Origin of the sequence: Wolbachia endosymbiont (group A) of Eristalinus aeneus, from assembly GCF_964026915.1 — a bacterium.
GTDB lineage: Bacteria > Pseudomonadota > Alphaproteobacteria > Rickettsiales > Anaplasmataceae > Wolbachia > Wolbachia pipientis.
In genome coordinates, this window is record NZ_OZ034712.1 from 206,638 (window position 1) to 230,446 (window position 23,809).

The following is a 23,809-nucleotide window of genomic DNA, read 5'->3' on the forward strand; positions in this document are numbered from 1 at the left end:
ATTGCACTCTGGACCTAGGAGCGTTGTTAATAAATCCACGACAGCTAGACAACCTTCGCCCGTTTACTAAAAGGAAAAGCAGCAAAGAGTGAACCAAAAGCGATAAGAAAGGATCCAAGCCAGATTATAGACATTCCAGGTTTATAGTGCACTTTGGCTGCGATTTTGCTCTTACTCTTATCAATCTCTCCAATTACAACATAAATATCAGAAAATAAATTGTGGTAGATACTGCTTTCAACATTTTTCTGACCTTCCACAAGGTAAAATCTATATTCAGGGGTCATCTCACCTAATATCTTATTATTCAGCAAATTCCTGATATCCATTGTACCCCTCACTGCATGGAAATTTTTTTCTTTTATTAGCTCAATATTTCGTAAAGTAACTTTAAATTTATTGACTGTTATGCTATCCCCTATTTTTAAGTAATTTTCTTTTTTCTCCTGCCAACCAACCGAATATGCTATACCAAGCACTAGAATTGCCACTCCAGCATGAGCTGCCATCATTGCATAGTAGGATTTAGAAACTTTTCTTGCTAATAAAATTGATTCACCAAATGCTACCTTAAATAAACAAATTCTTTTACTGTATGCTTCTAAAACAAAGATTAATAATGCTATGGAGATAGTAATTGATAGCACAATTATTAGCTCCATGTGAAAAATAAACGGCAAAATAGCTGCAGCACTACAAAATGAAAATCTATATTCACGGAATATTGGCAATAGACTATTTCCCTGCCAACTGCAGTATTGCCCAATTATCGTGAGGGCTAGAATAGCCAGTGCAATAGGGTTAAATAAGGAATTATAGTATGGTGCTCCAACTGAAATTAATTCACCGGTTAAATATTCGAGCACTGTAGGGTATAAAGTGCCAACGAACACAATGAAAAAGGCAGTGATGAATAATAAATTGTTCAGCAGCATCATCGTAAGGCGTGAAAAGAATCTTCTACCCTCTGTCACTTGAGTAGCAGGTTTCTTTTCAGATTCCAGTGTCAAGCATTGGAATGACATCGCAGACGTGTGATTTTTTCTCGTAAATACTACAAATATTACTAAGCTACTGACTGTAATTACACCAAGTAGAGCTAATATATATAGTCCATATCTTGGATCATCTGCAAACGTGTGCACTGAGGTAAGTATTCCTGAGCGGACTAGAAATGTTCCAGTCACACTCAATATAAAAGTTGTAAGCGTAAGTAAAATAGCAAAGTTCCTTAAAACATTGAAATTTCGCACCACGAGCAACAAATGTGTCAGCGCTACTGCAATTAGCCACGGCATCAAAGAAACGTTTTCCACTGGATCCCAAAACCAAAATCCACCCCACCCAAGTTCGCGATATGCCCACCAGCTACCTAAGCTGATGCCCAAAGTGAGCAGCGACCAAGAAATAAGTACCCAAGGCCTGACAATTTTAGCCCAAACATTTCCTTCAGTATTTAAAATTAATCCAGCTATAGAGAGCGAAAAAGGAACGCTAAATCCAAGGTACCCCAAATATAATATCGGTGGATGAATAGCAAGGCCTATATCCTGCAATATCGGATTAAAACCCAATCCATCTGTTTCAATGCCTGGCATTTTAGTGAAGGGGCTGGATTCAATTAAAGTGAACAGCAAAAAACAAAAGCAAATCAGCCCATGAGTGATAAGAGATATTTTTTTTAATTTACTACCATTAGTTCGTTCTGGTGTCATTCCAGTGCTTGACACTGGAATCCAGTTTTTATTACACTGCCATTTGATGTACTCATTTGCAATTAAATTGTCTGGATCCCAGTGTCTGGGCACTGGGATGACAGAAGAAGAGACTGGGATGACAGAGGGGGAAACTGGGATGACAGAAGGTATATAAATATCCATTAGTAATAAATACATGACAAGCACTAAGGTCCAAAGCAACATGGACCCTTCTTTGTTTCCCCAAACACCACAAATCTTGTAGATCAAAGGTTTTGTTGTGTGTGAGTGGTAGTATACGTTTTCAAGTGAAAAATCATTTGTAATGTGGCAGTAGATCAAAATAGCCATTGACACTGATACACAAAAAAATATGGCAGTGGTAATAAACCGACAAGAACTAAGCGGTAAAAACAAATATGTCAAAGACAATAAGCAGGCTAGCAATAGCAATATATTCCCAAGTTCAGGCATAAAAAATTATAGTTTTTATATAAACAATATTACTGATGACAAGTTAGAAGTTAAAGTGTTAATTGATGCTAGCATAATGCTCCCGTAGTTAGCTGTGCTAGTATTAATTAAAAATTAAATATTAAATCTTTATACTTTTATAGATAGCATTAATATTGAGGTAACATTGTGGGTACAACTAAGATTAGTAAATTTCCATTCAATATAAAAGGTAAAGTGGCAAAACAACATGCCGAACCAATAATCGAAAAAAATCTCTATACTATTTTAGGATTCAAAGATATAGAAGATTTTGAAAATAAGACAAGTAAATTTGTTAATAAAAAAGTTTGGCAATCATTTGTTGACTGCTTTGCAAAAGAAATAGATTATGCAGCAACCGAAGAAGTTGTAAAAAACATCGTTTGTAACATTGCAAAGAGTGATCAAGGTAATGCTTTTACCAAAACTGAACATCTCATATTAAATGAAAAGCAAGATAATAAAAAGAGAGAAAAAGCGATTAGAAAAGCTATTAGTATTTTGAGAAAAATCAATCCAGAAAAAGCCTTTAATGAACTTTCAGTAATAAAAAAACAAGCTGAAGATTTTTTACAAACCGATTTTTGTAAAGCACAGAGTAAATCACTTCAAGGATTTGCTCCCTCTGGTGGACAGCTCTTTGCGGAAACTCTGAAATATATAGAAACACTAGAAAGATTATCCGAAGTAAAAAAAGAAGGGCTAGTTAGAGATTTCTTGTTAAATCATGTTAGTTTATTGAATAAAAAGTATCCTAAATCACAAGGTAAAAGGGAAGATGCTATAACAATACTATCAAGTGATGAGTTGAAGAATTTTTACAATAAAGGTGTAAAAGAAGGAATGTTACAACCAATGGCATCTTACAAAGGATGCAGAAACCTGTATGACAAAATGAACCAGATAAAAAATGAATCCAAAAGTATAATTAAAAGAGAAGAACGGGAAGAAAATTTAAAGAAAATAGATAAGTCGATAATCAGCGCAATTAATGACATAAAAAAACATAGAGAAGCAATCCTTAACTGTAAAGACTTTCAAAATTCTTACATAAAAGAGAAAAAAGAACATCCATTTAGAGGCAACGCATGTCAAAAAATGATTGATATATATCAAGAGAGAATTGTTGGATATCAGGAGAAAATTCGTCAAAACTTAAACCAAATAAAAGCGATATTAAAAAGTGCGCCGCAAGAAATGGATGATGTGGAAGAATTCGAGGAAATAATTGATGATATACATGAAGCAAAGCAGTGTGATGAAATTTTTGATTCAGCTTTAATTTGTTTATCGAACATACAGAATGAGCTAGATATTCAGCTGGAAAATCCTTCAACAGAACTCAGAGCTTCACACATTAACGTTAAAACTGAGCTAACTAGGTTATAAGAACCAAATCTTTAGGATAATGAAAGCACTTTAATTCAAGACAGCTCTTAGTCTGTGTTTTAATTTGGTTGTGTTTTATTAAAAAAACTTTAGATTTATTTTATAATCGATACTCAAATATAATGACTCAAACTTGGGATTTGTTGCAAACAGGGCAAAAGGAAGGCTATAAAATTGCGTATACTAATGCTCGTATTATCGACCCGGAAACTAAACTTGATATAAAAGGTTCATTATTGACTGAAGGGGATAAAATTGTTGACTTTGGTGAATCATTATTTTCAACAAGTGGAGTTGATGAAACAATAGACTGTAAAGGGCTTGTTCTAATGCCAGGCCTTATTGACATTCACGTACATTTTCGTGAACCAGGCCAGGAACATAAAGAAACTATATATACAGGTAGCAAATCTGCAGCTGCAGGAGGCGTTACAACTGTAGTTTGTCAGCCAAACACTGTTCCAGCAATTGATAGCGTTGTTTTGGCTAAATATTTGAAATATAGAGCATTTGAAACTTCGCATGTGAATGTTGAATTTTACGCTAAAATCACCACTTCGGAAGAACACCTGACTGAAATGGCACTTTTAAAGGAAGCAGGTGCGGTTGGGTTCACTGATGATGGCATGCCAGTTATGAACCCAATGATTATGAGACAGGCGCTGCTTTATTCAAGTATGCTGGGTGTTCCTATTGCTCAACATGCAGAAGATTTAAATTTATCAGCAGGTGGTGCAATCAACGAAGGTAAAATTTCTGAAGAATTGGGAGTAAAGGGGATCTTAAGTGCGTCAGAATCTGTTATGGTAAGTCGCGATATACTGCTCATGAAAGATATGGAGAATGTGCACTACCATATTCTACATGTCTCTTCAAAAGATTCACTTGATGCTATTAAACGTGCAAAAGATTTGGGATTAAATGTTACGTGCGAAGTAACCCCTCATCACTTCACTTTGACTGAAGATATAGTAAAACAACATGGGGCAATTGCAAAAATGAACCCGCCACTTCGCACTGAAGAAGACCGTTTAGCTATGGTTGAAGGTTTAAAGACAGGTGTGATTGATTGCATTGCAACCGATCATGCTCCGCATGATCGTAGTTCTAAAGATCTGCCACTTGAAAATGCTGCATTTGGTATTGTTGGTCTTGAAACAATGCTGCCCCTTTCACTTGAACTCTATCACAGTGGGCAAATGGGTCTACTTGATGTGCTCGCAAAATTGACATATAAGCCTGCAGATATAATACACATACCACGTGGTCGTATACAAAAAAACCTTGCTGCAGACTTAATTTTAGTTGACCTCAATCATGAATGGGAAATTAAAACTGACAACTTTGCTAGTAAATCAAAGAATTCTCCTTTCGATGGTCGCAAAGTAAAAGGACACGTAGTACGTACTGTTGTGTCCGGCAAAACTATATACTCGCAGAAGAGTTAGTTATCATATCTTATCTATTCCAATTTGTTATCACCAGAATGGGCTAAGTGCACCTAAATTTAAATTAAGAAATCTTACACTGTCTCCGAATAAACACATCCTCTTATCTTTCCCTAATCTGTAAAGTTATTTTGTCTATCAATCTGATTCCAAAACAGCAAAATTATTGTATAATGTTACTTTGAAGTTTTATTTTCAATGCACAAGTTTGCAATACTTTTTTCTATACTGCTTGCAATAGTTGCTTACTACCTAAACAATGAAATCATATTTGAAATAGCAAAGCTATTTAGTGATATCTTTATCAGCTTGCTCAAATTAATAAGCTTACCTCTGGTTTTTTTATCCATAGTTTCCACAATTTCCGGGCTCAAAGACTCAATTGAAATCAAAGTCTTAGTTAAGAAAACACTATTTTATACTCTGCTTACAACTATTATAGCTGCGTTTGTTGCATTATCGTTTTATTTGTTAATAGATCCAGCAAGAAAAAATTTCATAAGTAATACAATAGGGAGTATTAACAGCAATAACCACAGTTATTTTTCATATTTAAAATCACTCATTCTTTCTAATTTTGTGCAAGTTTTTCTTGAAAATAATATGATTGGTAGCATATTAATCGCTTTTTTGATGGGTGGAGCTATTGTTTCACTTTCAAAAGAAAAGCAGGATATATTACATCAAATATTCTCTGCACTTTTTGATACGCTACTTAAAATTGCTCAGGGGTTACTAAAATTCATTCCGCTTGCTGTGTGGTCCTTTATCACATGTTTTTTGCATGAATTAAAAGGCGGTAGTGAGTTCTACAATCTTTTATGGTATTTTGTTTGCATAATGTCTGCAAATTTTGTGCAGGCATTTCTGATTTTACCGCTATTTATGTGGTATAAAGGCATATCACCAATTCAAACGCTGAAAGGGGTTATGCCAGCACTCACACTTGCGTTTTTTTCTAAATCATCCAGTGCAACATTGCCAACAACTATAGAATGTGTGCAGAACAAGCTAAAGGTGCCAAAGAAATTATCGTCTTTTATTTTACCAATATGCACAACAATTAACATGAATGCATGTGCTGCATTTATACTAATCACTGTAATGTTTGTTGCAGAAATGAACGGATACGTATTTTCCTTAAGCGAAATGTTGATATGGATTTTTTTAGCTACAGGGGCTGCAATTGGTAACGCTGGAGTGCCGATGGGGTGCTATTTTATGGCAACCAGTTATCTCATGTCGATGAATGTTCCTCTGCATATTATGGGACTGATTTTGCCTATTTATACAATCATCGATATGTTTGAAACTGCAATAAATGTGTGGTCTGATGTTTGTATCACTCAGATAATTAATAAAGAATGTAATAGTGAAACTTAAAAAATGATATTAGACGAAAATAACCTAATAATAAAAGAATTTAAAGAAGCAGAAGCAATTTTGCATGGGCATTTTGTTTTATCATCCGGGCTGCATAGTGACACATACATACAGTGTGCGAAGATTTTTGAAAATCCAAGCAGAGCCATGAAAGTTTGCGCATTATTAGCAGATAAAATAAAAAAAGAATTAAATAGCTCCATAGATTTAATATTATCTCCTGCAATTGGTGGAATAATTGTGGGTTATGAGATTGGCAGGCAGCTTGGAATAAAGACAATGTTTTGCGAGCGCGTTAATGGTAAGTTTGAATTACGCCGTGGATTTAAGATCAAAAAGGGTGAGAAAATATTGCTCATTGAAGATGTAATAACCACAGGTAAATCTTCACTTGAAGCAGTGGAATGTGCAGAAGGGGAAGGAGGTAAAGTTGTTGCTGAAGCTTCTTTGATAAAGAGAAATAGTGAAACGAAACTGCCTTTTCCTGTCATATCTTTGATTGAACTGAACATCAAAAACTACAGCGAGGAAGAACTTCCAAGTGAATTAAAACAACTACCCATAACAAAACCTGGGAGTAGGGAATATTTAACAAAGTAATCCTATAATATCTTGGAAACACAGCATTTATACACAGCTTTAGTTATTTACTCCAAGTGTATTTTATGTATACTTATTACTAAATTAATTTTGAAATGATAGAAAATGAACGAATTTAAATCGATCCGAAATATAGCAATAATCGCACACGTTGACCACGGTAAAACTACTTTACTTGATAACATGTTAAAACAAAGTGGCACATTCCGCGAGAATCAAGAAGTTCAAGAACGAGTTATGGATAGTGGCGACCAAGAACGTGAGCGCGGGATTACAATACTTGCAAAATGCACATCAATAATGTGGGGTGATGAAAAAATCAATATTATTGATACGCCAGGGCACGCAGACTTTGGTGGAGAAGTAGAAAGGGTATTGTGCATGGCAGATGGTGTGTTGCTGCTGGTTGATGCTGCAGAAGGTCCCATGCCACAAACTAAATTTGTGTTGTCAAAAGCACTAAAAGCAAATCTGAAACCAATTGTAATAATCAATAAGGTCGACCGACCAGACAGCAGAATTGATGAAGTACTAAATGAAATATATGAGTTATTTTTTAACCTTGATGCAACCAACGAGCAGCTAGATTTTCCAGTGTTGTATGCTTCAGGTAGAAATGGTTGGTGTGCTAAGGAGCTTTCTGATGAAAGAAAAGATTTAAGCCCATTATTTTCAACGGTTATAGATTATATAAAACCTTCTGTTTATGATCAAAATGCACCTTTTGCTATGTTGGTCACTCTACTTGAGTCTGATAAGTTTCTTGGCAGAATATTGACAGGAAAGGTTTATCAGGGTGTTGCACAAGTTAATTCAGATCTTAAGGTGCTTGACCTCGATGGCAAAGTAATTGAACGAGGAAGATTAACTAAGTTGCTCTCATTTTCTGGCTTGAAACGCATTCCAGTAGAACAAGCTGTAGCGGGAGACATAATTGCAATTGCAGGACTTGAGGAAGCTTCAGTTTCAGACACTATAGCAGCACCAGAGGTTACAACTGCAGTAAGCTCAACTCCAGTTGATCCGCCGACAATGGCGATTACTCTAAGCGTTAATGATTCGCCTTTTGCTGGACAAGAAGGTACAAAGCTTACCTCAACTGCTATAAAGGATCGCTTATACGCGGAGGCAGAAACAAATGTTGCAATTACTGTGACTTTGGCACCAAGCGGTGAAGCATTTGAAGTAGGTGGGCGTGGTGAGTTACAGCTTGGAGTGTTAATTGAAAATATGAGGAGAGAAGGTTTTGAGCTTTCGGTATCACGCCCTCGCGTGTTATTTAAAGAAGAAGGCGGTAAAAAACTTGAACCTATAGAGGAAGTAGTAATTGATGTAGATGATGAATATAGTGGAATCATCATGGAAAAACTCAGCTTCCGTAAAGGTGAAGTAACTGACATGAGACCTTCTGGTAATGGCAGGACAAGATTAACGTTTTTAGTGCCATCAAGAGGATTAATCGGTTATCAAGGAGAGTTTTTAACTGATTCTCGTGGCACAGGCATAATTAACCGTTTATTTCACAGTTATGCTCCACATAGAGGTCCAATTTCTGGAAGGCGCAATGGAGTTTTAATTTCTACAGATAAGGGTGAGGCTGTGGCATATGCAATTTTCAATTTGCAAGACAGGGGAATTATGTTTATTAAGCCACAGGATAAGGTATATTGTGGCATGGTTGTCGGCCAGCATAGCCGTGACAATGATTTGGAGATAAATGTGTTAAAGGGTAAGCAATTAACAAACGTAAGAGCTTCAGGTAGTGATGAAGCTATAAAGCTCACTCCACCAAAGATAATGACACTGGAGGATATGATAGCGTATATAGATGATGATGAATTGGTGGAAGTAACTCCAAAATCTATACGTTTACGCAAGAAATTCCTTGATCCAAATGAACGTAAGCGTGCAGGAAGGGCAAAGAATAAGGAGTAATCAGAGGTTGAACATTTGCGAAAAATAGTGTATAATTATTCGTCTCCTAATTGTATTTAATTATGGCCTTTTCGAAATTTCTCGATCCAAAAAACAATTTCGCGTTCAAGAGAATATTTGGCACTGAGAAAAATAAAGATATTCTCATTCACTTTCTCAATGATATATTGGGCTTCGCTGGCAAAGATGAAATAGAAGAAATAGAATTTCTCAGCACTATCATGGATGCTGAGATTGCCTCTAAAAAACAAAGTATTGTTGATGTTTTCTGTACTGATTCTGCTGGAACCCAGCTAATTATTGAAATGGTGCGACCTGAAAGTCTTCGGTCATATTGTTTAAAAGGAGAGGAATTCCTTCAGAAAGAAACTAAAAGAGTTCTAAAACTTATTAAACCAGATGTTTTGCCATCTGAGTCTACGCATCAGTGCGAATCGGGTAACCGGTTGGTGCCAAGCGATGCGGACAATGAACCTCCTCTTGAAAAAGAAGATGCTCAATCGTGAAAGGAGCATAAACTACAAGCATCATGTGGTTGGAGAGCTAGGCTTAGTGGTATGGTGAACGTAAGTGAAGCTTCATAAGTATCGTAACGATTAAAGAGCTAAAGATGCTGATAAGCTCCGACCAAAAGGTAATGTGACATTTTTCATTTCTGGATGTACGCAAATCACCGGTATAGAGAAGTCACCTAACCCACTGTTGTATGACAGAAGGAACAGGGTAAGCCTGTATTTCCGCCTATATGGCAAGCAAACCGCAAGGAACGCTGATGAAAATGCAGGTAAAGGATAATGGAGAAAGCGAATGCCATTTTGTAACGAAATGTATAGAATTTGTAACATTAATTCGCGTGAAAACGAGCAGATTTCCATTTGGTCCCTCGTGACAAGAAACTTTGTTAACCACTTGAGGTAGAGAAGCAGATGACCTTACCCACAGAAATGATGAAGAAATTAGGAATATTTTTTACAAAAAGGACAATATTAACAAAAGAACTTTATTCTATTTAGAATATAAAGTTACAATAAATTTTCCTGTCATCTCCAAATAAATTACATTAACTTAGTATTGTATATTGTTAATAACTTAAATAATACAACCATTTTCAGCAACAAAAACCAAAGGTCTTGAGATACAAGATATTTGTATGGTTACTATGATAGAGGTTGTCCGGAAATAAGTAAAAGGCTATAATATCTGAAATTTTAGTACGGGGTAAAGATGAGAAAAAAGTATCCAACAGATCTAAGCGAAAGGGAATGGGCAAGAATAGAAAAACACTTCAGAGTATCATACAAGAAAGGAGGAAGGCCGCCAAAGTATAGCAAAAGAGAAATATTAGAAGCAATTTTCTATGTATTGCGTACAGGGTGTCAATGGCGGTATTTACCAAATGATTTTCCGCTATGGAAGACTGTGTATGAGCAGTTCAGGCAATGGAAGAAGCAGGGAATTTTTGAGAAAATGAATTATGAAATTACAAAATATAGTAGAAGAAAAATAGGAAGGAATGAGCAGCCGAGTGCCTGTATAGTAGATAGTCAATCTGTAAAGACTACAGAAAAGGGAGGATCAAAGGCTATGATGGAAGTAAAAAAGTAAAGGGTAGAAAAAGGCATATAATTACAGACACTCAGGGTTTTATACTAGGTTGTTACGTAGGCGCTGCTAACGAAAATGATAGAGATGGTATTAAAATAGCATTAAACAATATGAGAACAAAATATACTAAAGTTAAAAAAATGTGGGCTGACATGGGATACCAAGGAAGAAATTTAAAGAATCACATAAAGGAAGAATATGACATAGATATTGAAATTGTTAAAAGGCCTCCATGTAGATTTTGGGTGCACAAAGATACGCCACCTGAGCTACTACCAACAAGAGAACAAGGGTTTAAAGTACAGCCAAGAAGATGGGTTGTAGAAAGGACTTTTGCTTGGGTTAATAGGAATAGAAGGCTATCGAAGGAGTATGATTTACTCACAACATCCACTGAGAATTTCATATACCTAGCTATGAGTAGGGTTATGTTAAAGAGGGAATATGCTTGAATTTACTAGTTTCCGGACAACCTCATATAGTACTTCCCAAAGTAAATGATAAAGGTATAATAAGCTATTTGAGTTATAATGGCGTATAGTGTGGATTTAAGGGAAAGGGCAGTATCGATGATAGAAAAAGGGAAGTCAAAGGTTGAGGTGGCAGAGCTTTTGGAGATAGGAATAGCAACTCTGTACCGCTGGTTAAGAAAGAAAGCCGCTGGTGAAAGCCTAAGGCCATCGAAAAACGGCAGCTTTATTCGAAAAATAGACCCAAAAATACTCGAAGAATATGTTAAAAAGAATCCAGATCATACGCTGGCAGAGATGAAACAAAATCTTGGATTTGGAATAAATTCAATTTGGTATAGGCTGAAACAGCTAAGAATTACTTTAAAAAAAAGTTACACTATATCAAGAGCGCAATCAAGAAGATAGGCAGCGATTTACCGATAAAATCTCAAAAATAGACCATTCCAGCATCTTATATATAGATGAAGCAGGAGTTGATAATAGGTTATACCGAGAGTATGGACGTGCTCCAATAGGAAAGAAAATTTATGCAGATATTCCAGGAAGAAAACGAGAGAGAATCAGTATAATAGGCGGGTGGATTGGAAAGAGATTTATTGCACCAATGACTTTCAAAGGTGGGTGTGACAAAGAGGTATTCAATACATGGTTAGAGAAGATGTTATTACCTAAATTGCCACATGGTACTACAATAGTTATGGACAATGCCACATTCCATAAAACTCCCAAAACAAAGGAGTTAATAGATAATGCTAGATGCCGTTTGCTCTATCTACCAACATATTCACCAGATTTGAACCCTATAGAGCATTGTTGGAATACCATCAAAAGCCGCCTCAGACCTTTAATGCATAAATATACAGACTTACAACTTTTGGTTGGTAATACCATAATGGAAATTTATCATTCATTTTAGAAAATACTATACTTTTGAAAAAATATTTTTAGCAGAAACGTAAACCAATTAGTGTCACAAAAGTTTTAATTGTTGACTCTCTTCAAAAATGTAAAAAAGTACGTATATTTGTGAGAACACGTTGCGTAAAAATAGGGTTGTGAAAATAAGAACACAAAATTGTTGCAATAAAGCTAAGCAACTTAATTCATATGTAAATAAGACAAAAGTAGCCTAATATGGCTGGTTTTGTGATATGGTAAAATTATTATAAAGAAAAGTTCGAACGGTACACGTGGTAGTCCAATCCATCCCAAAAAAACTTCTTCTCACGTATGCTGGTTTTGGTTGCTGGAAATGGTTATTTTATTAAATTTTTAGTAAAATGTATTGCTAGATTAATATTGATTTTCTTATTGCCTAAAACTACTTTGGGTTAGAAAATTTTTCTAAAATAGTAATTGACAAAGTTTTAAAGGTAGAGCAGCATACTTAAAGTATATTAAATCTTGTTAGATAGAGGGCATTATGGATTACAAAAATGTACAAAAGATATTACTTACTTCCATTAAAAAAGATGATCCTTATAAAGGGTTTAAAGAGTTAGAGATTAAGAGGTATTGTATTGCATATCAGACATTATTGCGTGGATGGGACAGAACAATAATACCGCCTTTTCTTAAGAAGATTTTAGAGGATGAAGCTTGTTGGCAAATACCAATAGGAGATACTTCAGATCAGGTTAGGCTCAACAGGTATACTGTGGGGAGAAAATTATTAGCTTTAAAAACTGAAGATGGACAGAAATCTCTTCTTGATTCCTTTGACCGCTACAGAATTGCCTGCTGGTGTTGTTTTGAGGACGAGGTAAGAGCTATTTTTGAGGAATTTAAATTAACATTAGGTAGTAAACCAGTAGAGAGTTTAGTTAAGGGATGTGATAAAGGGCCTTTAATGATTTACTGGTCACATGCTATGAATAATCAGGAACATCAGTTAGAACTAAATAATGATCATCTATACGTTTACGCTTTTAAATGTGCAATGCTAGAAAAGCATGTTGAAGCTTTAGAATTCTTTTGGAGTAAGTTACAGTCGATTGATTGTGTATCTCCAAAAAGGAAAGAAGATTTATTAATGGAAGTAGCATATAATAAAGGACGTTTTTCTACTGATGATGTTGGTATGGTTGATTTTTGCCTACGTCATCTTGATCCTAACAGATATCATGAATTATTAAAAAGAGATTTTAAACAACATGGATGTTATTATACTTTAAGTATATTAAGAAGAAACCATTCTTTCGAGAACGCCAGAAAGCTATTTGAACATTTAAAGCCAGAAGATTTATCTTCTGAAGCTTATAGTACATCAATGTTTTCAGCATTAAACTCGCTTGTTTCTACATCAGATGATAATTTTATCAAATCTGGTAGTGACATGCTCACCTCTATGTGGAATCGTCCTGGCTTTGAGTCTCATAAACAACACTATTTAAATAAGCTAAGCGAACAACTCTCAGCAACCAGAGATTTGGTTGCTTCTCTTATTAAGGAAAATAAAGCTGTTAAAATATTATCTGAAATTGTTAACTCCCTTAGCCAAGAGCAAATGTACTCTATTATGGAAGAAGATAAATCAGAATATGAGCTGTTTATGAGAGTTAGAAACACGCAGTTGGATCGTGGGGCAGGTGATAGTCAGTTGCCAAGTTCATCATTAGATGTGGAGTCTGTAAAACAGGAAATTACTGATGTTAGAAGCAGAGTATAGTGTTTCTGTTTAGGGAATTCAGTTGCTTAGACTTAAACGAAAGCACATAAAGGGCTTTAGTCAGAGTAAAAATTTTAAAAAGTTCAAATGGGGGTGTAGTTATGGTTGATGACAATCAACAGCAAGAAAAACCACAAGATTTCGAGTTAATTGAGTTACTTTTCGGTAAGGTAGGTTCTTCAACTTCTGATGCAGCGGATTTACTGGATAAGTCGTTTGAAGCAAGATATCAGTCATTGGTTGATCAAATACAATCCTATTTACATTCTAGTGAAAAACCTGGCTTTTTTCCTCATCGATTTTTAGGTTTTTTTTCCAGTGTATTAGATACTAAACTTAATGATAAGCTAGGTATAAAGAAGTTACATTTTCGTTTTGAAGGGGCAAGAACTTTAAAGATTGTAGCAGAAACAGAATCCAAAATACATGTTTTTATTTTTACTGAAGATATAGAAGCTCAACACTCTAAGCCTTCAGATGTCCATACTAGGAGATTTGAATTCACCAAGGACGAGTTCAAGAGTGTAATAGGTAAAGATTATACTGAATTGGATGCTCGTAAGCTTCAAATTGATGTAATAAAAATTCTAAAAGACAAATATGAGTTAGTAAAAAGCAAACCTAAATCAGACAAAGATGTTAAATCAAAGAAGTTATACTTATATCTGAAAAGGGATGATGTGTTAGAGTATAAAACTAAGAATGTATATGGTAATGTTAAAACAATCGAGATTAGTCGTGATCAATTAAAAGGCAAGGTTTTCGATGAAGTCGAGCAGTTTCTAGGTAAGCAAGGTAAAGATCTTAGTGATAATGCCAGGAAGGAGTTATCTAGAATGACTTCAGAAAAGGGATATACCTTAAAGAGTAATGGAGAAAATAAAAAAATCAATATTAAGGTAGAAAGTAAAAAGAAGATCAAAGATGTACCTATCCTTCCTTCAATAGAGTTTCAAGAAGTGGTAAAAAAGTTAGGTAAGTCTATCTATCTAGAAAGTTATATTGAAAAGCTAGCTAACCCAGATGCAGAAATAGATCAAGTTCAGGAAAATCTTAAAGCCATTCTGAATTATATTAAAAAAGTTCATACTAATTTAAATTTACAAAATAATGTTTATGGCATTAAAGCTCGTGAAGCTGGTCAACATGGTTTTGTAGCAGGAATGTTTGATAACTTTCGATATCGTGATAATACCAAACTCTATCTGGAGCAGTTTGCTGGCGGAGGTTATGCTGATATTGTTTTGCTTGTTCGTGGTCCTAATCGTGCTGTTGATTCAGTTCCAATTCTTATTGAGCTAAAGGCTGGAACTGTAGGCGAAGTGACTCCAAATGATGCACTGAAGCAAGCAGAAGGTTACATTGAAGGTTTTAGACCAAATAAGATGAGGGTTTTAACCAATGCAGATAATGCTATTGCTGTTGGATTAAATTTAGATTACACAGAATCGTTTAAGACTGAAGTAAAACCTATTAAACAACCTCCTGTCCCCTTGATGGAAGATTTTGTAAAATTAGCTCACAGATGGAATAATCAACAAATTTCTGAAGAAGATTTTAAGCGAGAAATAGCAGATTTATTATCAAGTGAATACCATACTTTTCCAGCAAATAAAGAAACAAAAGATCATTACTATTTCAGTAGAGACATATTAGGTCAATCAATTCTAATTAACAAAATTGGTCAAGATCAAAGTAACATTAAAAAATATATATACTCATATGATGAGTACCCGCTTAATTGGCCTCAGGGAACAGAGTACACTTTATCTAAAAGCCCGATTATGACATTAATACTTGTTCAAGGTAATGAAGGACAAGAGAAAATAGCATTCATTTTTCATATACGAGAATCCAATACAAAGGAATTCTATGCTGACAAAAAAATTCCAGTTCTGAACATACCTGAAATAGGAAGAATAGGAAATGTCATAGAAATTAAAATGAGTCTGAAAAAGTATGAAGCGGGGTTATTCTTTGAAGACGACCTTTTTAAAATAGAACAGATAAGTAAGTATAAACCAAGTGGTGCCGATCAAAAATTTACAGGTAGTTTTCTCAAGATACCTGATTCTAATGAATTAAAGGTAAAACTTGATCAAGCAATCACTTCTCAACATGTTTCTGACAGTAAGGTTTCATTGCAAGCCTATAAAGTGTTGCTTAGTGAAGTGGCAGATGCGGTTTACCCTATTAAAGATTTGATTACTAATGAAGCAAGATTGCAAGCTGTTCTTAATGGTTTATTTAGTAGTTACAGTGATTTGAAGCTACAGGAGACTTCTGCGAAGACTATAATTATACCTGAATTTCAAGTAGGAGCAGGTGGTCGTGTAGATATGGTAATTCAAGGTATTGGTCCTTCACCTCAGGGTACTAAAGAATACACTTCTATAGCGCTGGAATTTAAGCTTATAGATAAAAACTTAGATAAAGGAGGAATGAAAAAAGAGGTTGATAAATTAACAAAAGAGCAAAATGTTAGATATTCTAAAGGGGCGGCACTGAAAGCAATTACAGATAGTGATAAAATGTTTTTCATGGGTGTAGTTGTTAATGTAAAAGCTCAAAACAAAGATTCTCTAATATTGACGAGTGATGAACTTATTTCTGCTAAAGTGAGCCACAGCTCTATTGACGTAGTCAAGGAAAAACATTTAAAAGATATAAAACAACTAATACAGAGACTAAAGAGTACGACTATAAAAGAGACTTTAGAATCTGCAACAATAGAGAAGGACTATCATTACTGGCTTCAACAACACGATATAGCTGATATTGCAAGGGTACAATATGGTTATAGAAATGATGGAACTGATATGCTGTTTGAGATCGTTGGATCACCAGAGCATATAGCCAGTCAATTGCAGCAGTTTCAAAATAGCGTAAGAGGTGGTGAAAAAAGGCCATTAACTTTAATTGTTAATTTAAATAATAATCACTGGGTTACGTTAGTTATCTCGTATCAAAACGGTCAGTATAGTGGATATTATGTAGACTCGTTGGGTAATAATATCCCAGGTAATATTCGTCAAGTTCTACAACGTGCTCAAATTGCCGTTAATGATGTTTCTGTTGCTCAACAGATAGATGGTCACAATTGTGGCTTATGGGCGTTAGAAAACGCTAGAGATATTAATACTGTATTGCAAGGGAGTAGAAATAATGTTCTTGATGAAATACGCAACCATTTACAAGTTCGAGAAAGAAATGAAGATCATTTTGTGCGTTCAAGAGAATATATTTCAAATATATTAAGTATGGATCCACAACGTATAGCTAACCTAGAGGCTATACTTTCTGAAACACAACAGTCTAGAAAGAAACTTAACCAAAATACTAGAAAAAATTCTAATCCAAATAGTTGTGCAAAGCAAGGTGGTAGAAGCAAAAGAAGTACTAATCCTTGTTTATTTTCAAAAGATGATGTGGAAAAGTTTAGTAAAGGAAAGGTAGACGAAAATAATGTAGACAAAATTATAATTGATAGTGAAAAGTTCCTAACTTATCTTAAAAACAGTCAAGATGAAACGAAAAATGCTCAGCTAATAGAGTTCGTTGGGGACAAAAATATTGAAGGTGATCGCAAGTACTTACTTGATAAGGTTGTTGGAGATCAAGGGTATGAACGCTATGTTCAGAATGAACGTGTTAAGAATTTGCATGGAGATATCTCACAGCAAGCTAGTAGTGCAACAAAAGGCTCAAAATTAAAAGGCAGGTTAATGAATGCTGCAGGTGGAATACAATTAATAAGAGGAATTCATGGTGCCATTGTATCTTGTAAGGATGGAACGGCAACAGATTGTGGATTAAATTTAGGTGGAATAGGGTGGTCTTTTACGTCTCAACCAATTGAAAGTGCAATGGTTAAAATTACTCCAAAAGTTATAGCATCAGCTGAAAGGGTTATGGGAAAAATTGTACCAGGTACTTTAGGTAAACAGACAAAATTTGCTGTTCAAATTGCAGGAGTAAAATTTGGAAGTACAATAGCAAAGGGTACAGCAGGGGCTATAGCTGGCGTCTTTGATATTGTTGAGATAGGCATGTCAGCAAGTAATCTTGTAGATTGTAAAAAAAGAGAGAATAGTAATGATCCATGTGGAGAGAAAGAGATAAGAGATAATATAGCATCTGTATCCTTTTCTAGTGCATCATTTGTTTCTGGTGTTGCTCTTACAGCCGCTGGTATGCCAGTAATTGGTATTGCAGTTGGGTTTGGGCTCATGGTAGGTTATGGAATTTATAGTGGTGTCAGTAATATCGTAGAGTACGAGAAAAAGTATGATACAACCCATGGAGAAAACTGGAGTATATTTTGGAGGACGCTTCTTTTTCAACCTATGGCAGCTGATGTACAACATCTTGTAGCTAGAAAGGAGACAGTTAATAGTCTGGCTAAAGAAGTTTGGCAAGCTCTAAATAATGGTCCTAACAGTGTTGTTGCTTATGGTGTTGGTCTTGGAAAAATAAACGGTGATACTATTCGTCCTGACTATGCAATAATTATGATGAATAGAACAAATGCTAATACAGAAAATCTTTCGCGTGTTATACCTGATCATATTAAAGGTGCTAACAGAATTTGCTTGCCGCAGATTACAGAGCAGGATTATGAAAAAGGTATTAAAAGTTCTATTCTATCAGCTAAGTACTATTGTGATAATGCAATGGTTATTAGTCACGATAATAGGGTAAAACAGAAACAAAAGGATAAAACAATTGTCTACGACCTACAAAATGTGAGCGAAGGTACCATTATTGGACATAATAAATGGAATAATAACTTTTTGATTTACCCAGGCACAGAAGAAATAGTCGGTGGCAATAATGTAGCAAATAGGTTTGTTCTTGTAAATAACTCTAGCTTTTTAGGCAAGATTATTGGCGGAAGTAACTCTGCTAATATACTTGATTTAAGTCAATTAGTGGAAGATAAAGTTACAGGTGTGATTGACTATCGTTTTAAGCCTAGTGCCTATGGAAGATTAAACGTAAAAATAAATAATCGTTTGTTGATTGATGATTATGTTAGTAATAACCTATTTAGTTACCATTACATTGCAAGGCAGAGCAAGGTAGATGAAATCTTGTGCATGGGTTACTCTGAGCACTTTATAGGAAACGATGACCGCAAGGTTATCGTAGATAGTGGTGGTGGTTTTGATAATAATAAGAAAGATGTAGTCGAAAATTGCAAGAAAGTAATCATTTCGCCGTATACTACGGTCAAAGGTGGAAAAAGCAATTATACTTTTTACGTAAAAACTGCAGACTATAAAGGTAAAGGTTTATATTCAGAAATTGATGTGGATGGAATAGGAACTATAATTTTTCCGGAAATCGATTTATTAGGTGATTGTGATCAAATCACTTATTCTACAAGCAGTAATACTTTATCTTTAAAGATAAATTTTGGTCAAAATAATCAATTTACTCTTGATATAAAAAATTATGTTGAACAAAGCAGTAATAAACCTCACTTTGCACTAATAGACAAAAATGGTAGTAATATTGTTCCTAAGATTGAAAGATCAGATTCGTCAACTATAGAAATCACCTCATTTGAATTACACTCAGAACATCCTCTAGATAGTCTTAATGCTGTAGAAAATCATTACAAAAAAATTTTAAACAATGGTAAGAATTACAAGGTTTTTAGTGTTATTAGAGGAAAAACACAAGGTCAAGATAATAATATAGTTCCACACATGGCTTTTGGTTCTTCAGGAGATGATGTAATCAACTTCGATCAAGGTACTATATTTGCAAGAGGAGGAAGAGGAAGTGATGTATATGTTATTGCTAATGGTATAGGTAACAAAGAAATTCAGATTGATAATTATTCAGATGATGAAAAAGCGGATACACTATTTATGCCAGAGGTTAAAAAAGATTTTTTAGTTCAACAATGTAACTTACATTTAAATTATAATAACACTAGTATTCAAGTAAAAAACTATCTGCAAGATCATAATCATAGGCATCTTATAATTATGAACAAGAAAGGAGAAACTTTTACCCCTAATATACAATTAATGTCCTGTTCTCCCTCTTATTCAGGAGAGGGTAAATTAGTTCCTTTTTTACAAGCTACACAGACTCAAAGTATGTTTTTGTTATCTAAGGATTTTCAAGGTGATCATGTAGTGATAGATTCTCGTCTTGAAGATATCGAGAAATATAAAGATCAAGATGATCTCTTACTAATAAGAGAAAGGGGAACTCCTTTTATTGTTAGAATAGAAGGATTTTACACTGACCAAAGTAAATGGAAGAATATTTCTTATTCTTTATGGGAGAATAATGATCTCTTTCCATCTCCTGAGTTGCTAGGAAACGTTGACAATGTAATGGAGTATAAGGATAAACTTAGAGGTGATTATAAAAGAATTGTAAAAGAATACGTTGAAGATTTTAGTAACCCCACTACTGTTATCCAGCATAATCAAAAGTTAGAAAAAAATATCTCTACTGCTGTAGGACAAGACGAGGAACGCATAGGAGTAATGATATTAAAGAATATTAGTCCTGGTCAAGTTGAAGTTTTCAGCAGTGATGCAGATCTGATATTTCGTGATAAGAGGTCCAATCATACGGTCAACATAAAAGGTTGGAATAATAGTAAGTCTTATAGGATTTCTACATTGGAGTTTGATCTAGGCTTAGAACCAGTAACAATCCGTAGGTTAGATAGGTTTAGCTTATCTGAGGTGGGAAAAATACAAGATTTAATTGGTAAAGCTTCAGAAAATTATCAGAATAGGGATAAATATACTCCGAAAACAGAAAATGACTTTAAATGTTTAATATCAATTGATAGTTTTGAAAGTGAAAATAGAAATCCAACGTATCAATGTTTAGGTTTTTCGTCACTTCAAGATCAAATTAGCTTTACAGAGGATTCCTGCAGCTTAGAACAGTTATCTGAGTTTGGAAATAAGTTAAATGTTACTCAAATCTCAGCATTGTCAAGGACTTTACAAAACAATCTCTTATTAAGTGGTTATGGTCAGGACATAATAAACCAGTGCTCTAAATTAATGATGACTGAGGTAGGCAATCAGCAAAGTAAAATATTTTCTATGGTTAAAGATGTTGAAGAATCTACTTTCCTTGGCCAATCAGAAAATAAGTTAGATTTAGGTAGATGTTTAAGTGAAAGGAAGAAAAGAAGCTCTGACCTCTGTACAGTTTTTTTGGAAAATATGCGCAATGAACTTAATAGAGAAGAAAGCAGTATACGTGTAATTACTTCAGGCTATGAAACACTCGATATAGAAAACCTCCCTATTCGAGAAGTAGTAATGAATGATTATGTCAACGGAAAAAAAAAGTTTGAGAAGTACTTTATATTTGCGTGAGTTGGTAGAACAAATAGATGAGGATTTGGGTATTAAACCAGTATCAATGGTTATTAAAGATGAAAGTGATTTGTTAATTAAGTTGTATATATCAGCTACTGGCTTGCAGCAAGATATAATAACAGTTAGGCTCAAAGATGCACTTGTAAATAAGTGGTATAAGAAATTACAAATTATTTTTAATAATGCACTGATGGAAATAGGTGATGGCTTAGATTTGGAGCCTTCACTCTTTGTTTCTGACAAAAAAATTACTTTAGTAAGACCTCAAGACGTAGAAGAAAGGAATAAGATAATTGTATCTAAAAGAGCAGGGCATTATACTTATCTTCATGATAAGTATGACTTAATAGTTACAAATGCCTTTGATGCTAAAATAGAAGCAAACGAGTTATGTGTTATACGTTTTAAAGATTTCTATAAAGAGCCTAAAATGAAAACTTTATCTATAAGGTTTGCTGACAAAGAAATATTATTAAATAACGAAATAGATAAAATATACAACTCAGAAAGTGCTGAGAAGTTAAATTATGTTAGTTCTGTTCTTAATTTACAGAAAAGTCCTTTACCTTTGGAAGCTAATGTCAATATTACAGATGTAGAAATTTTAAAGCAAAAATTAGATCTATATAGACAGTTGTTAACTGCAGTACAAAATCGTGATCTTAATAAAATTAAAGATCTTATAAGTAAAGGCGCTGATATTGATGTTAAAGATAACAGTGGTAGAACTCCTGAAGATGAGGAACGTTATACTAATTCTGATACAATGAGGCAAGTTTTTATGCAAGCACACTTAGATAAAGAATTGTTACTTACTGTAAAAAATGAAAAAGATCTAAAGACAATTAGTGATCTTATTGCGAAAGATATTGACGACAGAACGCATGGCGGGTTTTATTATACTTGGAGTGGTAACTTAGACACAGTCGAGTTTCTTGTTAGTACAGATGTGAGTGTTAATGCGACTGATAAATATGGCTGCACATTACTACACTGGGCTGCATTGAAAGGTCATTCAGATATTGCTAAGTTTTTAGTTGATAAGGAAGCTAATGTGAATGCTAAGGATATACTTGGCAGGACTCCTATTCACTTTGCTGTTATGAATAATCACAAGGATATTCAAGATGTATATGGTAGAGGTTCTACATACACTACTGCTGAGAGCAGTGATGAAGAGGTTATACAACTTTTTCTCATGAGAGGAGCAAGTATTAATGAAGCTGATAAAAATGGCGAGACGCCACTACACTTGGCTTCTTGGGGTGGTCATTTAGATACATTGCAGCATCTTATAAATAATGGAGCTAATATTAGTACTAAAGATAGTAGTGGCAAAACACCACTAGATATTGCTAGAGATAAGGGACATAATAATCTTGTACAGTGCTTACAACAAACACAATTAATCCTAGATAAACAGTTATTAAGCGCAATAGGAAATAGTGATCTTAATAAAGTTAGAGGTCTTGTTGCTCAGGGTGCTAACATTGATACCAATAACAAGAACGGTAATACACTACTGTATTCAGCTGCTGAAATCGGTGATTTAAACCTAGTTAAACTTCTTCTTGATAACGGTGCTAATATTGAAGCTAAAAACGGGGAATATCAGGCAACTCCATTGCATGGAGCGGTTGAAAACTACAGGATAGATGTAGTCAAATTACTTCTTAATCGTGGTGCAAATGTTAACGCTGAAGACAAAGACAATTGGACACCTTTACATTATGCTGCTGATACCAACAGTCTTGATATAGCAAAAGTTCTTGTCGATGCTCATGCTAATCTTGGTGCTAAAGGTAATTACGGTAAAACACCGCTAGATATTGCTAAAGATAAGGGGCACAATAATATTGTGGAATACTTAGAAAAAAAGTTCAGGGAAGAAAGAGGAGAACCTTTACAACGCAAACGCCGTCATCATCATGGAGATCATGCTCGTCATCATATGTCAAGAAAACCACTTGCTATAGATTCAAGTAATCAACCTGAAATAGCAACAAGCAGTGCAATAAAACCATCTTCCTGGATAAATGATTTATTTGATTGGGTAAAAGGCTCTGTAGGTGGATTATTAAATTCTAAACCTACATTATCTAGGGAAACATCAAGCACTTCAAGTCCAATCTTACAAGTTGATGCAAAAATGGATGTAAATGGTACAATAATGTTACTTGATGTGCTGATTAGAAAGGTCACGGGTCAAAAGTATATTTCTACAGTAGATCAGTCTATATCTCCACTAGAGGCACAGGGATATACACTCAATATTACAAAGGGATTTGAGAAAGTAGTAGAGCAGGCTGGATTAAAAAGTGGTGTATCAATGCATCGATTAAATATTGATTTTGTGGAAATACAGAAAGAAGTTACAGGAAAAATCATGAGTGGTAAATTTAATGAGATTTCAGGGGTTTTACGCTCATACGTAGAGAAAGCATGTCCTGGTAGAGAAGCAGGATGTCCTGGTAAGTTAAGTCCAAAGAAATTTGACAAGTTTATGACTATATTTGATAACAAACTAGATATAGCACTAAATCAATCAATACAACAGATATTACACGGTGGAGATGGTAAATTAGAGGTTCGTGGTGCAGAAAAACAGCAAATGAGCTTGGAGCCTCAAAGTTATTTAAGTAATGCTTCAATTCAAAACCATTCAAAAGTATCAACTTGTCTTTCTGATGTAGGAGTAACCAAGCTTGGAAATACTTTGAGTAAGTAGATGAGAATATGGAAGATA

At 34.6% G+C, this 23,809-nt stretch carries 12 protein-coding genes and 2 pseudogenes; 13 read left to right on the forward strand and 1 reads right to left on the reverse strand.

Annotated elements, in window-relative coordinates:
• Window positions 1–44: 44 nt before the first annotated feature.
• Window positions 45–2,048 carry a heme lyase CcmF/NrfE family subunit gene (locus tag AAGD62_RS01085; protein WP_231115915.1) on the reverse strand — a complete coding sequence of 668 codons (2,004 nt, stop codon included), beginning with the start codon at window positions 2,046–2,048 and terminating at the stop codon, window positions 45–47.
• Between the two features lie 22 nt (window positions 2,049–2,070).
• Here AAGD62_RS01085 and AAGD62_RS01090 point away from each other — a divergent pair, with 22 nt between their 5' ends.
• The 13 genes and pseudogenes from AAGD62_RS01090 to AAGD62_RS01150 all read left to right on the forward strand — a co-directional run bounded on the left by AAGD62_RS01090 (window position 2,071) and on the right by AAGD62_RS01150 (window position 23,791).
• The gene (locus AAGD62_RS01090; RefSeq protein ID WP_022626229.1) at window positions 2,071–2,259 is read left to right on the forward strand and encodes a hypothetical protein; all 189 of its coding nucleotides are present in this window, start codon (window positions 2,071–2,073) and stop codon (window positions 2,257–2,259) included.
• 80 nt (window positions 2,260–2,339) lie between these two features.
• A complete protein-coding gene (locus tag AAGD62_RS01095; RefSeq protein ID WP_155968753.1) occupies window positions 2,340–3,581 on the forward strand; it encodes a hypothetical protein in 1,242 nt (413 codons plus the stop codon).
• Between the two features lie 122 nt (window positions 3,582–3,703).
• Entirely contained in the window at window positions 3,704–5,029 is a 1,326-nt protein-coding gene (locus tag AAGD62_RS01100) for a dihydroorotase (RefSeq protein ID WP_155968756.1), read from the forward strand.
• 198 nt (window positions 5,030–5,227) lie between these two features.
• Window positions 5,228–6,412 carry a dicarboxylate/amino acid:cation symporter gene (locus tag AAGD62_RS01105; RefSeq protein ID WP_341812750.1) on the forward strand — a complete coding sequence of 395 codons (1,185 nt, stop codon included), beginning with the start codon at window positions 5,228–5,230 and terminating at the stop codon, window positions 6,410–6,412.
• 3 nt (window positions 6,413–6,415) lie between these two features.
• The gene (gene pyrE, locus AAGD62_RS01110; protein WP_006279657.1) at window positions 6,416–7,012 is read left to right on the forward strand and encodes an orotate phosphoribosyltransferase; all 597 of its coding nucleotides are present in this window, start codon (window positions 6,416–6,418) and stop codon (window positions 7,010–7,012) included.
• Window positions 7,013–7,117: 105 nt separating this feature from the next.
• Window positions 7,118–8,947: a translational GTPase TypA gene (typA, locus tag AAGD62_RS01115; protein ID WP_015588882.1), complete on the forward strand. Its 1,830-nt coding sequence runs from the start codon at window positions 7,118–7,120 to the stop codon at window positions 8,945–8,947.
• Window positions 8,948–9,009: 62 nt separating this feature from the next.
• Window positions 9,010–9,255 (forward strand): annotated as a pseudogene (locus AAGD62_RS01120) (PD-(D/E)XK nuclease family transposase); the annotation flags it as partial.
• Window positions 9,256–10,171: 916 nt separating this feature from the next.
• A pseudogene (locus AAGD62_RS01125) lies at window positions 10,172–11,004 on the forward strand (IS5 family transposase).
• 78 nt (window positions 11,005–11,082) lie between these two features.
• Entirely contained in the window at window positions 11,083–11,430 is a 348-nt protein-coding gene (locus AAGD62_RS01130; RefSeq protein ID WP_155968342.1) for an IS630 transposase-related protein, read from the forward strand.
• Window positions 11,431–11,458: 28 nt separating this feature from the next.
• On the forward strand, window positions 11,459–11,941 hold the full coding sequence (locus AAGD62_RS01135) for an IS630 family transposase (protein WP_231115908.1): 483 nt from the start codon (window positions 11,459–11,461) through the stop codon (window positions 11,939–11,941).
• Between the two features lie 507 nt (window positions 11,942–12,448).
• On the forward strand, window positions 12,449–13,693 hold the full coding sequence (locus AAGD62_RS01140; RefSeq protein WP_213863502.1) for a hypothetical protein: 1,245 nt from the start codon (window positions 12,449–12,451) through the stop codon (window positions 13,691–13,693).
• 101 nt (window positions 13,694–13,794) lie between these two features.
• A complete protein-coding gene (locus AAGD62_RS01145; RefSeq protein ID WP_341812751.1) occupies window positions 13,795–21,060 on the forward strand; it encodes a hypothetical protein in 7,266 nt (2,421 codons plus the stop codon).
• Window positions 21,035–23,791: an ankyrin repeat domain-containing protein gene (locus AAGD62_RS01150; RefSeq protein WP_341812752.1), complete on the forward strand. Its 2,757-nt coding sequence runs from the start codon at window positions 21,035–21,037 to the stop codon at window positions 23,789–23,791. The genes AAGD62_RS01145 and AAGD62_RS01150 overlap by 26 nt, the downstream gene beginning before the upstream one ends.
• The last annotated feature ends 18 nt before the right edge of the window (window positions 23,792–23,809 follow it).

Bases quoted from the DNA above. Each gene is read 5' to 3' on its own strand.
- AAGD62_RS01085 (WP_231115915.1), bottom strand. From the start codon at position 2,048: ATGGCTATTTTGATCTACTGCCACATTACAAATGATTTTTCACTTGAA.
- AAGD62_RS01090 (WP_022626229.1), top strand. From the start codon at position 2,071: ATGGCAGTGGTAATAAACCGACAAGAACTAAGCGGTAAAAACAAATAT.
- AAGD62_RS01100 (WP_155968756.1), top strand. From the start codon at position 3,704: ATGACTCAAACTTGGGATTTGTTGCAAACAGGGCAAAAGGAAGGCTAT.
- AAGD62_RS01105 (WP_341812750.1), top strand. From the start codon at position 5,228: ATGCACAAGTTTGCAATACTTTTTTCTATACTGCTTGCAATAGTTGCT.
- pyrE (WP_006279657.1), top strand. From the start codon at position 6,416: ATGATATTAGACGAAAATAACCTAATAATAAAAGAATTTAAAGAAGCA.
- typA (WP_015588882.1), top strand. From the start codon at position 7,118: ATGAACGAATTTAAATCGATCCGAAATATAGCAATAATCGCACACGTT.
- AAGD62_RS01130 (WP_155968342.1), top strand. From the start codon at position 11,083: ATGGCGTATAGTGTGGATTTAAGGGAAAGGGCAGTATCGATGATAGAA.
- AAGD62_RS01140 (WP_213863502.1), top strand. From the start codon at position 12,449: ATGGATTACAAAAATGTACAAAAGATATTACTTACTTCCATTAAAAAA.
- AAGD62_RS01145 (WP_341812751.1), top strand. From the start codon at position 13,795: ATGGTTGATGACAATCAACAGCAAGAAAAACCACAAGATTTCGAGTTA.